This window comes from Oceanobacillus salinisoli (genome assembly GCF_009733865.1).
Taxonomy (GTDB): Bacteria; Bacillota; Bacilli; order Bacillales; family Amphibacillaceae; genus Oceanobacillus; species Oceanobacillus salinisoli.
In genome coordinates, this window is record NZ_WOFB01000022.1 from 62,094 (window position 1) to 77,190 (window position 15,097).

At 39.7% G+C, this 15,097-nt stretch carries 13 protein-coding genes; 2 read left to right on the top strand and 11 right to left on the bottom strand.

Going from position 1 to position 15,097, the window contains the following annotated elements:
• Positions 1 to 2: 2 nt before the first annotated feature.
• From GMJ66_RS15780 to GMJ66_RS15810, 7 genes are all read right to left on the bottom strand, one after another.
• Entirely contained in the window at positions 3 to 986 is a 984-nt protein-coding gene (locus GMJ66_RS15780) for a KpsF/GutQ family sugar-phosphate isomerase (RefSeq protein ID WP_156291280.1), read from the bottom strand.
• A 16-nt stretch (positions 987 to 1,002) separates the two neighbouring features.
• Entirely contained in the window at positions 1,003 to 1,833 is an 831-nt protein-coding gene (kdsA, locus tag GMJ66_RS15785; protein WP_156291281.1) for a 3-deoxy-8-phosphooctulonate synthase, read from the bottom strand.
• Positions 1,826 to 2,560 carry a 3-deoxy-manno-octulosonate cytidylyltransferase gene (gene kdsB / locus GMJ66_RS15790; RefSeq protein ID WP_231514954.1) on the bottom strand — a complete coding sequence of 245 codons (735 nt, stop codon included), beginning with the start codon at positions 2,558 to 2,560 and terminating at the stop codon, positions 1,826 to 1,828. The genes kdsA and kdsB overlap by 8 nt, the downstream gene beginning before the upstream one ends.
• Positions 2,561 to 2,712: 152 nt before the next feature.
• Positions 2,713 to 4,068: a capsular polysaccharide export protein, LipB/KpsS family gene (locus tag GMJ66_RS15795; protein ID WP_156291282.1), complete on the bottom strand. Its 1,356-nt coding sequence runs from the start codon at positions 4,066 to 4,068 to the stop codon at positions 2,713 to 2,715.
• A gap of 91 nt (positions 4,069 to 4,159) precedes the next feature.
• Entirely contained in the window at positions 4,160 to 5,095 is a 936-nt protein-coding gene (locus tag GMJ66_RS15800) for an LCP family glycopolymer transferase (protein ID WP_156291283.1), read from the bottom strand.
• Positions 5,096 to 5,149: 54 nt separating this feature from the next.
• A complete protein-coding gene (locus GMJ66_RS15805) occupies positions 5,150 to 6,514 on the bottom strand; it encodes a glycosyltransferase family 2 protein (RefSeq protein ID WP_197046730.1) in 1,365 nt (454 codons plus the stop codon).
• A gap of 595 nt (positions 6,515 to 7,109) precedes the next feature.
• Positions 7,110 to 8,069: a polysaccharide deacetylase family protein gene (locus tag GMJ66_RS15810; protein WP_197046731.1), complete on the bottom strand. Its 960-nt coding sequence runs from the start codon at positions 8,067 to 8,069 to the stop codon at positions 7,110 to 7,112.
• A 590-nt stretch (positions 8,070 to 8,659) separates the two neighbouring features.
• Between GMJ66_RS15810 and GMJ66_RS20940 the strand changes: the two genes are divergently transcribed.
• Together GMJ66_RS20940 and GMJ66_RS20945 are read left to right on the top strand one after the other, a co-directional pair.
• A complete protein-coding gene (locus GMJ66_RS20940; protein WP_197046732.1) occupies positions 8,660 to 9,193 on the top strand; it encodes a glycoside hydrolase family 3 protein in 534 nt (177 codons plus the stop codon).
• Positions 9,186 to 10,850, top strand: coding sequence for a glycoside hydrolase family 3 protein (locus GMJ66_RS20945; protein ID WP_197046733.1), 1,665 nt, complete (start codon positions 9,186 to 9,188; stop codon positions 10,848 to 10,850). The genes GMJ66_RS20940 and GMJ66_RS20945 overlap by 8 nt, the downstream gene beginning before the upstream one ends.
• Positions 10,851 to 11,548: 698 nt before the next feature.
• Here GMJ66_RS20945 and GMJ66_RS15820 read toward each other — a convergent pair.
• From GMJ66_RS15820 to ssuE, 4 genes are all read right to left on the bottom strand, one after another.
• A complete protein-coding gene (locus GMJ66_RS15820) occupies positions 11,549 to 12,274 on the bottom strand; it encodes an HAD family hydrolase (protein ID WP_156291286.1) in 726 nt (241 codons plus the stop codon).
• A 114-nt stretch (positions 12,275 to 12,388) separates the two neighbouring features.
• Positions 12,389 to 13,111 (bottom strand): metallophosphoesterase family protein, encoded by a 723-nt coding sequence (locus tag GMJ66_RS15825; protein WP_156291287.1) that lies wholly within the window; start codon positions 13,109 to 13,111, stop codon positions 12,389 to 12,391.
• Positions 13,112 to 13,396: 285 nt separating this feature from the next.
• Positions 13,397 to 14,014, bottom strand: a complete 618-nt coding sequence (locus GMJ66_RS15830; RefSeq protein ID WP_156291288.1) for an LbetaH domain-containing protein — start codon at positions 14,012 to 14,014, stop codon at positions 13,397 to 13,399.
• A gap of 286 nt (positions 14,015 to 14,300) precedes the next feature.
• Entirely contained in the window at positions 14,301 to 14,852 is a 552-nt protein-coding gene (gene ssuE, locus GMJ66_RS15835; RefSeq protein ID WP_156291289.1) for an NADPH-dependent FMN reductase, read from the bottom strand.
• Positions 14,853 to 15,097 lie beyond the last annotated feature (245 nt).

Here is a 15,097-nt window from a genome sequence, read left to right on the forward strand (position 1 = left end):
CCTTATAAACCTAAGTTCATCAAGTCACGAACCTGAATCATCGCAACCGGACGATGGGCAAGATCAACTACCGGCAGTACGTTTACCTGATTATTCTCCATCAGCAAGATAGCATCCTTGGCCAATGCCCCTTGTCGAATATAAATAGGGGATGGACTGAATAGCTCGGCAACATACTTATCAAACACCTTATTCGATACCGCCAGTGCACGGCGAATATCCCCATCTGTAAGGATACCGACAAGCTTCCCTTCCTCACTCACAATGGAAACCCCACCTATTCCCTGGGCAGTCATTTGAAAAAGCGCATCCTTTACGGTAGCTGTTTCATAGACAACTGGATTATAGCCAGTCGACTCCATCACATCGTTCACGGTTAGCAATAATTTTCTTCCTAACGAACCAGCAGGGTGAAATAATGCAAAATCTTCTTTTTGAAAACCTCTTGCTTCCAATAAAGCAATCGCCATCGCATCACCTAAAGCAAGGGTTACAGTAGTACTTGATGTAGGAGCTAAACCTAAAGGACATGCTTCCTGCACATTTCCGATACAAAGCACAATATCTGATTTTACTCCTAAAGTAGAATGCGGATTTTTCGTGATGGAAATTAACTTGGATCCAATTTTCTTAATCGATGGCAGCAGCTGAAGCACTTCCTCTGACTCCCCACTATTTGAAATAGCAAGAATAACATCATCGTTTGTAACCATTCCCAAGTCGCCATGCAAGCCTTCTGATGGATGCAGAAATAAAGAAGGTGTACCTGTACTAGCCATCGTTGCATTGATTTTTCTGCCAATAATGCCTGATTTTCCAATGCCAGTAATAATAACTCTGCCCTCGCATGACAGAATCGTGCAAATGGCTTCTTCAATAGATGGCCCAACCATATCCTTGAGCTCCAGAATTGCGTTTGCTTCCTTTGCCAATACTTCCTTCACACTGCTTAAATAATCTACTTTTGTTTCTACTGCATTTTGCATTATATTTCCCTCCCGGTTATGATTGTTGTTTTATCAAACGATCAATCTCGATAATTGGCTTTAATACTTCCTCTAGCTCATCTAGCTTCACCATGTTTGGACCATCTGATTTTGCTTCCTCCGGATTTGGATGCACCTCCATGAAAATCGCATCTACACCAACCGCTGCCGCTGCTCTGGATAAATACGGTACATACTCACTTTTTCCACCTGTTGACGTTCCATTACCACCTGGAATTTGGACACTATGGGTTGCATCAAAAACAACTGGCGCACCTAATCCACGCATTTCAAGGAGGGAGCGCATGTCGACAACCAAATTATTGTATCCAAATGTGGAACCACGTTCGGTTAGTAAGATATTTTCGTTTTCTGATTCCTTCAGTTTATGAACCACATTTTTCATGTCCCAAGGTGCGAGGAATTGGCCCTTTTTCACATTAACGACCTTTCCTGTTTTTGCTGCTGCAACCAGTAAATCCGTTTGGCGACATAAAAATGCAGGAATTTGGATAATATCCAATACCTCTGCAACCCTTTCCGCCTGTGAGGGCTCATGAATGTCCGATGTAACAGGAACATCAAAACGTTCTTTCACCTTTTGTAAAATATCCAGCCCTTCCTCAATTCCCGGCCCTCTGAAGGAATGGATGGAGGAACGATTTGCTTTATCATAGGAAGCCTTGAAAATAAATGGAATGCCAAGCTTACTGGTTATTTCCTTTAACTGTTTTGCGGTTTCCATAATGAGTGCTTCACTTTCGATTACGCAAGGTCCCGCAATTAAGACAAACGGGTTGTTTCCCCCAAATGTGATTGTTTCGTTTAATGATACTGTTTTAGACATGCTGTACTCCTCCTAGTATTTTTTCTACTTTTTCAATATCTTCTGGTGTGTCAACGCCAACTGCATCATAGGTTGTTTCCACTACTCGAATGGAATAGCCATTATCCAATAGGCGGAGCTGCTCCAATACTTCGATACCCTCCAGCTGAGAAGATGGCAGTTGAACAAATTCGTTGATTACTGTTTTTGGGTACCCATAAATCCCAAGATGCTTGTAATAGGTTGTTTCTTTTTTGGCCCGGTTGTATGGGATTGGCGACCGGGAAAAGTATCTGGCAAATCCAATATTGTTCGTCACCACTTTTACTACATTCGGATCCACGATATCTTCTGGATTTGTAATAGCTGTTTTAGCTGTGACAACTGCATTCGGGTCCTCCTTCGCTGCTTCTACAAGTGCATCAATTAACTCATGGCGAATTAATGGTTCATCACCCTGAATATTGATATAGAAATCTCCATCCACCTTCTTGGTCACTTCCGCAATCCGGTCTGAGCCTGTCTCATGCTCGGTGCTTGTCATAACTGCATTGCCTCCGAATCCTATTACTGTCTCCATAATCTCTTCATGATCGGTTGCAACTACCACCTTATCAAGTGCTTTACTTTGAGATACTTGCTCATACACTCTTTGAATCATTGGCTTTCCATGAATCGGGGCCAATGGTTTACCAGGAAACCGTGAAGATCCATACCTTGCAGGAATAACACCAATCACTTTCATCATTTATTAACACCTCGTTTTCTCGTATGTTTGTTGCAATTGACTTCATTAGTGCCGTAACGTAATTTCCACTTCTGGCAGTCACTTTCTATAGCAGCATGTTACAACGCTTTTTCATAACAACTTAATATTCATTGCTTTGGAAAAACAAACCATCATTTTGATAATTCATGTAAAAGATTCCCTTCAGGAGAAGGAGTAATTCGTTTTGCGACATTTTCCGCTGTCACTTTATTCCTCCTGTTAATCGTTCCTTCTATTTGATAATGAAACCTTAAATAATAAAGGAATTTCGTAATTCTCTCCTTATTTACTTCGAATTCCAGTACAACCTTCAGAACATCGCCTAACATCTTAGGGTTATCGCATTTTGTTGCAACTCCATCGATATTGTAAGCAGCTTCTCCTAGTGTAATCACGCGTTTATACTGAGCAAGTGCTTCGATACCAACCGTCGAATTAATGGTTACCACAGCTAATGCTTTACTAATAAGCTGTTTCACGTCATATTTTTGAATAAAAATTACATTGTCATTATTCTTAAATCTCTTTTTAAGCTTTCGATAATGATTCCGGCTCATATCTTCCGGATGTTCTTTAATGATGATCTTCACTTCCCGTTTTTGAGCGGTATTAAGTTCTTTTACTGCCCCAAGCACCACCTCCAATAACTGTTCCATATTTTTTATGTTTGGGGAGTTATATAATATTTGTGTATCCCTAGCCACTTGAAATGGAAGAAATATATACTCCTTAGGCCATTCAAAGTTATTGTTCCGCCGTAATGGAAAGACTTTTTTATGCACAAAATATTTAATAGCCTGCCATAATGTAATATGGATATAGAGCTTTGGACTAAGGCGAAACAAATTCCCAATCATATTAATCGCCTTAATAAAAGCAACGAACAACAAATTCTCTTTCGTATGATGTTTCAGTTCGACATTTTCCGGTTTAAATAAGTAACAATTGATCCTGTCCGGATTGATTTCCAGGGAATCATAAAACGCAGCATATCTAGGAACAGAGCTATCCGCATTAATTCCCCTCTCATCACAGGTAATCGTATATGGCCGAAAAATTCCATCTTCGAAAATATAAGTTTTCAGTCCACGTTTTTCTGCAATCACCTTCGACACCTGATCAATCCAATGATAACCATTAAACAAACAAATAATATCAATGTCATTGTCTTCGATGTATTTGTCAATAAGATACATATATCGCTTATAAACCCTTAGTTCCTTTTCCGTCGTCTCCTTTTCTAAAATTCTCTCTTTGTACGTGATGTTATAAATTTTTAAGTTTCGGAGTGCTTCATCTGTTATCGGGTACTCTCTTTTTGAAAGATGAAATGGAGCATAAATGGTATTCATGCTGCTTTTAAACAACAGTTCCCCTAACTCAAATTTCATTTGAAAGCATTGATGCCCTTTTTCAATCAGTTCATTTGCGATATCAATAAAAAACCCTTTGTTTCGGTTCCCTCTTAAAAATAAGTAATTTGCCATGGAATGTATCAACTACTTTCTAAATAACGAGCATCCATTACATTGGTTACAATATTTGTTTATGAAACAAACTTTTTCAAAAACTTGAAGACTAGTTTACAGTTTGTTTCTGTTTATTTAATTCCTCAGAAAGCTCTTTTACCTTCTCTTCATCAGGCATAAAGTAATACGTTTCATCCATTTCTCCGTCTTCTCCAGGAATTTCATGTTCTACCACATTTTTCAATGCATCTCGGTAATTCCCTTGTATATCCCACATATTCTGTAAGCTCATATTCGTTCTGAAGTTGTCTTCTATAATCTCAAGGACTCCCTGGAAATTAGAAAGCGATGATGTTAATCCCTGTATCGAGGTTCCTTTATCCACAATCGCTTGAATGACTTGACGCTGCCTTTCCTGGCGTCCAAAATCCCCACGAGGGTCATCTTTTCTCATCCGTATATATTGCAATGCCTCATACCCGTCAAGATGTAAAAGCCCCTCCTCAAAGGTCACCTTTCGATAGTAAAACTCAAAATCGTTCTCCACTTCAATACCACCAAGTGCATTCACAATATCTTCAAAACCATCCATGTCCACTCTGACATAATAATCCACCGGAATACCCAGGAATTCTTCCACGGTATTGATTGTCATTTTCGTACCACCAAAAGCATAGGAATGATTAATTTTATCCTTTTGACCATACCCAACGATTTCCGTATATGTATCACGGGGGATACTTACCATATGCGTTGACTCGGTATGCGGATTTAATGTGACGAATATCAAGGAGTCAGAGCGTTGATAAGGATCTTCTTCACCATCAGGTTCATCAATACCCATGAGCAATATTGTGATTGGATCGCCCGCTTCCAAATTGATGCTTTCCAGACGTTTTTGCGTTTTTTGATCATCAATCTCCTCCTGAATATTCGTAATCGCTGATGTAAATGCGTTCCATGCATAGCTTCCAGAAGCAATAATGAGAACGCCAAAAGCAGTTATGACAATCAGGAGAATTTTCTTTAATTTATCTTTGTTCATATTATCCTCACCTATAGCTCGAAATGGTCGTCCGTTTTCTTGTAATCTTGTAAACTACGAAGCAATGTCAGTTTCATAGTTTCTGCCTGTTCGATTCACTTTCTTCCAGTCTTTGTTAAAGAAATAAGCGATACTACCATACATCACGAAGTACATCGTAATAAAGCGGTGTATGAAAACATCGTAAACAATCATTATGAACAAGCGAAACCAATCCCCTTTTCCAAACTTAAATCCGTATCGCTTCACCTGGGCCATCGCCAACAGGTTGTATACGAAATTAAATAGTATAATATACAGCAAATAGAGAGCGATAAAGCTGACTAAAGCAAGGGAAAAATTCGTCACAGCATTGTAAAAGAATAGTCCTACTGTTACATATGCTGCTAAAATCGCAACAAAAAACGATTCAACAATATAGAAAAAGGAAACCGATCTTGTCAGCCATGTTTTTAACAGGAAGGGAAGAAAATGAACCAAACAATCGACATATCCCTTCTGCCAACGAATTCGCTGCTTAAACAAATCTCTCCACGTTTCGGGGAGTTCGGTATAACTGATGGCATCCGTAATTAAGACGATTTTCTTGTTCCTCATCTTATTTTTCCTTTTTGATATATGCCGCTGAATTTTCAGTGTAATATCAATATCTTCCCCTACAGATGACCGGTAGCCCCCGACCTCAATAAGCAGGTTTTTCTTAAAAATACCGAATGCCCCAGATATAATTGCTAACCCTTGAAAACGAGCCAGTGATATTTTGGTGACATAGAATGCTTTTAGAAAATCCAGCATTTGCACTGCAATAAGAAGATTCGTCTTGGATAGGGAAAGGTTTTCTAAAGGATTCGCTGTTTTCGTTTGTAGCACATGGACCATACCACCAGCTGCAACGACATCCTCATCATCAAATCTGTTATTGATGGCAGCTAATGCTGTCTCTGTTAATACCGTGTCTGCATCCAATGTAACGACCAGTTCCTTCGTTGAATATTCTATCCCTGCATTTAATGCATCTGCTTTGCCGCCATTTACTTTATTCACCACATAAATGTTTGGATATAGCTTAGACTGAAATGTGCCTTCCACTTTCTGATGCTTTAATTTACTAAGGGGTGTTTTAAAACACGGCTCCAGCTTGAGAAACTGATGTAATAAATGAAACGTGTCATCGGTCGATCCATCATTGACATAAATCACCTCAAAATTTTGGTAGGACAATGATTTCATGCTGTTCACAGACGTCTCAATAATGCCTGCTTCATTGTAGCAGGGGATTAAAATACTTAATCCTTTTTCAAGCTCGGGATTACGCTTTTCATCTTCCCCCTTTACCCGAAACCAGGGCAAACAATGGAGCAGATGAAGGACCGGAAAAAATACACACACGTAAAACAAAATCAGCAGAAATATTTCCAAGAACAGAACTCCTTTCTTAGAAAAACTCGCATTCGCTCGATTTCTAGCGAACGTGTTCGTTTTTCTTAATACTTTCCTAAAGTGAATAAAATTTGACTTTCTACTACATATTCTTCCAATAAGGGCCTCATTTTTACAAGGGCTGAAACGAAAAACAGTCCCCACGACCCAGCCACCAATTTTGTTACAAACACATTTCAAACTTAATAGTCTCCCCGCCCCATGACCGAACGGGTGCCTGTCACTTCCCGAAATGTGTCGATTTATGTCGTTTTGGTTTTCTCGAATTCTGACAGATTCCTAGTATTTTCAAGGGTTTTACTGAAATCATGAAAATTTATTTTTAGGCAGATTTTCATGCCTACAAAAATAGGAAATCTTCCCCCAACTATTTTGGTAATTATTACAATGAAATTTCACTAAATTGACCCTAATTTCCTAACCTAAATTTCCAGCATTAACAAAATTTAACATTGATGAAACGGAGGTGAAACAATAGAATCTATGAAAACGCTTAATTTTACAGAATAAACAAAGGGACGGTTTTCTTGCTTCCCATTAGTCCGATGGTAGCAGGAAAACGTCCCTCTTCTTACTAATTTAGCAGTTCAGAAACTGTAACAAATTCATAGCCTTGTGTGCGCAATTCATCAATTATTCGGGGCAATGCTTGTACGGTTTCAAATGGCCCGGAAGCATGGTAATTATGCTGTAAAACAATGACTCCCGGATTCGCTTCTTTCATCACTTTGGAAACAATCTCTTCCGCAGAAATTTCGCTCCAGTCCTTTGTATCTGCTGTCCACATAATCGTCTGGTAACCTTGTTTTTCAAGCCACTCCAGCCGCCGCTCTTTTATCTCTCCATATGGTGGTCGGAATAAAGTTGGCTTCACCCCTATTACTCTCTCAATTTCTTCCGCAGCAGATTGGATGTTTTCTATGAACTCCTGATCTTTGAGCTCTGGCAAGTGGGGATGATCCCAAGTGTGGTTGCCAATTGCATGTCCATCCTGGTACATCTGTCGTAATTGTTCAGGATATTTCCTGACCCTTTCTCCTACAACAAAAAAGGTAGCCTTCACATCTTTTTCCCTTAATATTTCTAGTATTTGTGTTGTATAGGTCACCTCAGGTCCATCGTCAAAGGTTAGGGCAATCCTTTTCTCACTGGTATCCCCCATAAAATGCATCTCATTATTAATGGGCACGTTGATAACTTGTCCCGGATATATCCAATGAGGATTTGAAATGGCTGGATTAGCTAAAACTAAGTCAGACAAGGAGACTCCCAGTTTCATAGAAATTTTATAAAGGGTTTCCCCGTCATTCACCTTGTATGTATCCGGAAGTTCGAGGTATTGACCCGGCTCCAGTCTAGTGGAATACAATCTGTTCAGATTAACAATCGTTTCTGGCGATGTACCAAACTGGTCAGAAATTTTCAAAAGCGTATCTCCTTGCTCAACGATGTACTCCTCAGCCACCATGGTTTTGTCAAACAACGGTAGACAAACGAGGATGACTGCCGTTAAAATCATTGCTTTTTTAAGCATGTTATACTCCTCCCATTCACTTGAATTATTAACAACATTCGAAGCCATATTTTTATTTAGTGGGGGTAAGCCAAGAAGCACGTGGGATGGTTCCTGGGCTTCCAAAATAGTTCAAAGGATGCAAAAAACTGTCCTCGTGCTTTTTCCTTATGCTTCTTTTTTTACTATTTTTAAAAAAGTCTGAAAAAAACTATTGAAATTTAAAGCGCTTCCAAATAAGATTTACATACTTTGTTTGCCATCCAAATTATCATTTAGTCCCGTGATGGTATTTTACACATCCATTACATATTCTAAAATTTACTAGAGTAAAACGATAATACCCTCCAGGACAAGCATATTTTTATATACTCTTATTCTAAGTCAACTTGGAAATAGTTTAATAGATAAGGAGACTTTAAGGGGGTGATATTTGTGTAAATCTTTTTTGGAAAAGCTTCAAAAATCAGCACAATAGTTTTTAAATCAATTTTAAAAAAAACATGGACACTTCGAATTATCGCAATAAAATTTTTATCGTATCATTCTCTTTCTTATTAGTTCTTTCATCTGTGGCTCCTTTCATAGGAACGGTTAATGGTGAAGCTTCAGTGCCTGAAGTTGATGCACGAGTAAAGGAAATAATCGAGGTTGATGGCGAGCAATTTAGGGATTTAAATGCTAATGGCCAATTGGATCCTTATGAAGACTGGAGACTACCGACAGAGGATCGAGTAGAAAATCTTATATCTCAAATGACTGTAGAAGAAAAAGCCGGATTAATGCTTATTTCCACGTTCAGCAACGTATCAAGCCGAACCAAACTAACCGAAGATCATTTACGCTATTTCATCGTTCGTGATGATCCGGAACCACGGGATTTAGCTGCCCGTAACAATGAATTTCAGGAGCTTGGTGAGGCCTCAAGACTGGGAATACCAGTTATCATGACGTCTAATCCGCGCAACCATGTGAATCCGAATCAAACATATGGTCACGCTGAGGCGGGAGGCCAACTGTCCACTTGGCCTGGTGAACTTGGATTAGCTGCAACACAAGATCCGGAACTGGTCAAAGAATTTGCTGAGATCGCAGCCAAAGAATGGCGAGCTACGGGAATGCATACTCTATGGTTACATGGCTGATTTACTTACCGAACCGCGCTGGACCTGTACTGATGGTACCTTTGGGGAAGATCCAGAACTTGTTTCCGATATGATTGCTTCTATTGTAGAAGGATTTCAAGGTGAGGAATTAGGTGAAAACAGTGTTTCTTTAACCATTAAGCACTTTGCTGGTGGTGGTCCTCGCTTGGATGGAACCGATCCACATCACGAATGGGGAAAAACGAACGAATACCCAACAGAGGGAAGTCTATATGATTATCACCTCCCACCGTTTATAGCTGCAGTAGAGGCTGGTACAACATCCATCATGCCATATTATGCGATGCCAGTGAATGAACCAAGTGCTATTCAACTTCCGGATCATCTATGGTATTCCGAGGACCAGCAATTCGAGGAAGTTGCCTTTGCCTATAATGAAGGTATGCTTCAAGGCCTTCTCCGTGATGAATTAGGTTTCGTAGGCTATGTTAACTCGGATACCGGAATAATTTCTGATGGCGATCGCCCTTGGGGTGTTGAGCATTTGACAGAGCCAGAACGCTATGCAAAAGCAATCACAGCTGGAACGAACCTTTTTTCCGGTGGTACAGATGTCGAGCCATTACTTGAAGCGATTCATACAGGGCTAGTAGAAGAATCTGCTATTGATCACTCGATTTCTTTCTTACTAACGGAAATGTTTGAATTGGGACTTTTTGAAAACCCTTACGTAGATCCAGAGCTAGCACAGCAAATCGCGGATGAACCTGACTCACAAGCACTTGCTGATGAAGCACATCGCAAATCGATTGTACTACTACGCAACGGGCGGGAAACGAACACTCCAGTGCTGCCAATAACAGATAATGAAGTGGACGATATGAAGCTTTATGTAGAAGTTTTTGAAAAGGATGAAGAAGATGCAGCTGAAGCGAGTGAAGGCTTGGCTACATCCATTGCACTGGCAGACCCATCGATTGAAATCGTAAACTCACCAGAAGAGGCTACCTATGCACTGATTTCGGTGATGCCATCCTTAAGCTGGAGAGCTGATGACACTGAGGATGATCCACCATCTGTGGAACTGAAGAAAGATGCAGACACAGGAATTGATTCCGAGCGCATTCTTGAAATTCAAGAAACAGTAGATACGAATATTTTAGTCGTTAATATGACAAATCCATGGCTTATCGATGAAATTGAACCTGGCGCAGATGCTGTATTGGCAACCTTTAATACAACTCCAGATGCGATAGTTGATGTGATTCGCGGTAATTTTAATCCAACAGGTAAGATGCCTTATACCGTACCAGCCGACATGGAAGCAGTGGAAAATAATGCATCAGATATCCCAGGCTATGCTGAAAACTTCGATTATGGCTATGTAAATGCTGTTGGTGATGAATATGCACTAGGATTTGGACTGTCCTATGTAAGTGGTAAATATATGAAAGAAGGCATTGACCGCTTTGAGGAAGATGGAGAGTTCGCTAATCATGGAGCAGCCAGTTCGTTACAGGCAATCTTAGATTCCGTGGAGAAATTTGAGGAAAAAGATGACGCCGAAAAAGTAATCCATCATCTTGAATTATTTGACGACAAACTGGAACAGCAAAAAGAAAAAGAGAGCATTTCTGATACAGCATATACTGAACTGAAAGAAAGCACTACAAAGTTAATTGAAATTTGGCAGTAAGGTAATGCATTTGAACGGTTCTGCATGTCCAAATGCATGATATTTAGTCACAATCGGTCACGTAGAGGTTCTACGTGACCGATTGTGCTTCAGATTATTTCTTGTACTTTGTCTCCGGGAATTGAGCCTTCGTTTTGGGAATTCAGCTTTCGCTCCAAGAATTTAGCCTTCGTTCCAGTAATTCAGCTTTCATTCCAAGAATTCAGCTTTCATTCCAAGAATTCAGCTTTCATTCCAATAATTCAGCTTTCATTCCAATATTTCAGCTTTCATTCCAATAATTCAGCTTTCATTCCAATATTTCAGCTTTCATTCCAATAATTCAGCTTTCATTCCAATAATTCAGCTTTCATTCCAATAATTCAGCTTTCATTCCAATAATTCAGCTTTCATTCCAATAATTCAGCTTTCATTCCAATAATTCAGCTTTCATTCCAATAATTCAGCTTTCATTCCAATAATTCAGCTTTCATTCCAATAATTCAGCTTTCATTCCAATAATTCAGCTTTCATTCCAATAATTCAGCTTTCATTCCAATAATTCAGCTTTCATTCCAATAATTCTTGCTTTCATTCCAATAATTCAGCTTTCATTCCAATAATTCAGCTTTCGCTCCATGAATTCAGCTTTCGCTCCATGAATTCAGCTTTCGCTCCATGAATTCAGCTTTCGCTTCATGAATTCAGCATTCGTTCCATTAATTCAGCTTTCGCTCCACCAAAACATCCTTCTCGAACACTTCCACAAGCTCTTTAGCACTATGTACCTCTTTATCCGGCCTAAAGGAATTCTCCGGCATCTTCCTTCTCCGATGGTTCATCCAGATGGCGTTCCAGCCAGCTTGCTTGGCCCCAACGATATCATTTGCAAAGGAATCACCAACATAAACGGTTTTCTGTTTATCCAAATCCAGTTTATTTTCAAGAATATGAAAAGCTTCCGGAGCCGGTTTGGCATAGCCTATCGATTCAGAGATAAACATATTTTCTTCGGGAATCCATTTAGCCAAATTCAGCTGCTTTATTTTCATCGACTGATGACCTGTTGATCCGTTAGTCAAAACCGCAAGCTGTTTCCCTTGCTCACGAAGGGAACCTAGCAGTTCTTCTACTTCCTCAAACAACGTAATCTTCTGTTGCTCCTCGACATATGCTTCCTGGAATTCCAATGCCTTTTCCTCGCTAATGGTCATCCCCATCTCTGAACACGCATCTTTTATTCGGCGGATATGCATTTCCCTTACTGTCATTTGCCCTGCTTCACATTTATCAAATAACGCGTCACTATACTTGCGGCTAATGATGTAAAATTGATTTAGTTCCTCTTCCGTAAATGGTTCTTGAAACATTCGCTTACATGTATTTTTAAAAGACATTGCCTGATCGTACAATGTATCATCGACGTCAAAAATGATCGTATCCATTTTATCAACCTCCTTCAACTATCATACCTGCAAATCAGGAGGTCGTACAGAAATTAATTAGTCAGTCCATCATGGAAATACGGCGCTTCATACAGAAAAAAAATGAGCATGACACTAAAGCGCCCCTCGCTCCACCACTCCCATTAAAAACTCCAGATTAGGATACCCCACATCCATTAATTGCTTTTTCACCTGTTCCACATCATATCGTACTCTTTGGATACCAACGTGAAATTGGCTTCCTTCTCCTTCCACAATAAGATAGGATGCCTGATTCATCCCATCAAACGGCAACCCAACACTGCCCAGATTTGCCAGGCACTTTCCATTTATGTAACGGGCATACGGGAGATGAATATGACCATAAAAGAACAAATTTGCTGTCGGATGATTCATTAATTTGTTTGCCAGTTCTTCATCCGGTTGATGCGGCTTTACTACATCAAATAAACTATTAGGTGTTGCATGGAACGCATGAATTTCCAGATCATCTGTCAAATTCACTGTTAATTCCAAAGGCAAATTCCATAAATAATGAATATCCTCTTCTGTAAGCCGTTCAAATGTCCATTCCCGTTCCTTCCGCATAATCTCAAGCGCCTGTTCTGGTACTTCCCCTTCATTGATTCCCCGACAAACCCATTCATCTGCATTCCCTTTAATCACAGCAGCATCTAAAGACCGTACCATATCAAGAGCACGTTTCGGTTCAGGCCCCCGAAAACAAATATCACCAAGAACGGCAATCTTGTCCACATTCTTCTTTTCTATATCCTCCAACACTGACTTAAGGGCAGTTGCATTTCCATGAATATCTGAGATAAATGCCATCTTCATTAGAAAAAACCTCCTCTTTCCTTTTACCTCTTATTTCTATCGTAACGGATAACCACTGATATTGGCAATTTATGACATAGACATAGAAGCTGGAATGATGAATGACGGGGAATAAAAGCAGGGAGTTTGTCGATATTTCCCAGGAAATGAGGAATAACCCAATTCATGACTGTCGATACATATGGGGGATAGTAGAAGAACAGGGACATTCCTCCACTTCTCCTGAAAAGGAAGGAAGCAGGAGAAGCGCCCCATGCTTGACACAGCGGAAAAAACTCCCTGTTTCTAAAAGGAAAAAGCAAGTGGAGTATGCTGATAATACGATTTTCCTAGGCGATAGTAGTGATCGACAATTTCCTGATTTAAATTTTTATGCTCTTCTGGAACAGTTGGCAGCTTATCGGCATCTTCCTGCTTCCATACCGATTGACCAGGTGCAACGAAGCGATTGTCTGCAATTTCCACTCCATTCGTAATGGTGGCCCCATGCATGATCACACAGTTCCGGCCTATGACAGCATCGTAAATATTGGCTTGCTGGCCTACAAAAGTATTACGGCCTATGTACAGCGGCCCATGTACACAAGCATGATGTAGAACACTATTCTCACCTTCCAGGTAAACACCCCATTTTCTCCCATCCACTTCGACATGCTCTCTTCCTGGATGTACATGCATCAATACATTATCCTGAATATTTGTGTACGGTCCAACATAATAAGGGTAACCTGAATCGGCACGCAATAAATTCTTAAATCCGATGAACACATCGTCAGAAATCGTAATATTTCCAATAATCATTGTATCTGTTCCAATAACCGCCTTGGGACTGATTGTCGGGTAACTTACACTTGTTGCTTCTATAACAGGCGGATTAAAATACACGGTGGGAAATGGAATCATTCATCTATCCCCTTTCATATATAATTCTTTATCAATATATGAATTTAGAAAGGTATATATGAAAGAAAGCATGGAGCGGTGGCACCCTTTAAGATAATGAGTCCTAAAAATTTTATATTCGTTCCCTAACGAAACACTAAAATGCTACGAGTTCTCGCTCCATCCACTTCCCATTCAATCCACATAAAAAAAATATCAGGAAAACACAATACATGTTTTTCTGATATTTTTCAAAAAGAAATTCCGTTATCCAACCTTAAGTACTTAAATGAAACCTTTTTTCCGACTACAAGAAGGAAGCAAAAGAACCGTCACCCTGCTTTACTTTCTCTATAAAATAATCAAGCTGCTTTGTCGTTCTGTCTAAAATATCCTCATCTATGATTGGGTTTTCCTTTGTTTTATCCAACTGGCTATCCAGGAAATATAGTCCCTTTAAGTTTTGACCTTTTAAAGATGCTAATAATGGCTTTAGTGCATATTCGATGGCTAAGAGATGGGACGGACTTCCACCAGTCATCAGTGGGAGTACAGGAGTATTTTTCAAAATATCTTGAGGAAGAATATCGAATAAAGCCTTTATTACGCCCGAATAGGATGCTTTGTATACAGGAGTTCCAACGATGACACCTTTGGCCTGTTCCAATTTTCTTGCAATCTCTTTTATTTCAGGACTATTAAAATTTCCAAAAAGCAAATCCTCCGCATCCACATCTTTAACGGAAATATGCTTTACGGACAAATCTTTCTGTTCAGCCAATGACCCTAAATGGTATAATACCCGCTCCGACCTGGAGGAAGAAGATGGACTGCCGGAGACAATCACAATATCACTCATAAGAAATAACCCTCTCTTTTTTAATTTTTTCATTAACACGCGTGCTCAGGTAGAAGAAATAATAATGAAGTGAGTTCCCGCGAACCGAGCTTTCACAGATGGGGCTGACACTTATATTTCTAACTTTCCCTTCTGTAGATATGCTTCTAAAGCAGCCCGCCACACGATAGTAGTTAGTAGATTTTTAGACTAAGTCGTTCTCAGTCAGATGGCACTACTCTTATTCTTCCTTTTCACCAAAAATT

Coding starts and splice junctions, on each gene's coding strand:
- GMJ66_RS15830 (WP_156291288.1), bottom strand. CDS start 14,014: ATGATTCCATTTCCCACCGTGTATTTTAATCCGCCTGTTATAGAAGCA.
- ssuE (WP_156291289.1), bottom strand. CDS start 14,852: ATGAGTGATATTGTGATTGTCTCCGGCAGTCCATCTTCTTCCTCCAGG.
- GMJ66_RS20945 (WP_197046733.1), top strand. CDS start 9,186: ATGGCTGATTTACTTACCGAACCGCGCTGGACCTGTACTGATGGTACC.
- GMJ66_RS15795 (WP_156291282.1), bottom strand. CDS start 4,068: ATGGCAAATTACTTATTTTTAAGAGGGAACCGAAACAAAGGGTTTTTT.
- GMJ66_RS15825 (WP_156291287.1), bottom strand. CDS start 13,111: ATGAAGATGGCATTTATCTCAGATATTCATGGAAATGCAACTGCCCTT.
- kdsB (WP_231514954.1), bottom strand. CDS start 2,560: ATGATGAAAGTGATTGGTGTTATTCCTGCAAGGTATGGATCTTCACGG.
- GMJ66_RS15780 (WP_156291280.1), bottom strand. CDS start 986: ATGCAAAATGCAGTAGAAACAAAAGTAGATTATTTAAGCAGTGTGAAG.
- GMJ66_RS15810 (WP_197046731.1), bottom strand. CDS start 8,069: ATGCTTAAAAAAGCAATGATTTTAACGGCAGTCATCCTCGTTTGTCTA.
- GMJ66_RS15800 (WP_156291283.1), bottom strand. CDS start 5,095: ATGAACAAAGATAAATTAAAGAAAATTCTCCTGATTGTCATAACTGCT.
- GMJ66_RS15820 (WP_156291286.1), bottom strand. CDS start 12,274: ATGGATACGATCATTTTTGACGTCGATGATACATTGTACGATCAGGCA.
- kdsA (WP_156291281.1), bottom strand. CDS start 1,833: ATGTCTAAAACAGTATCATTAAACGAAACAATCACATTTGGGGGAAAC.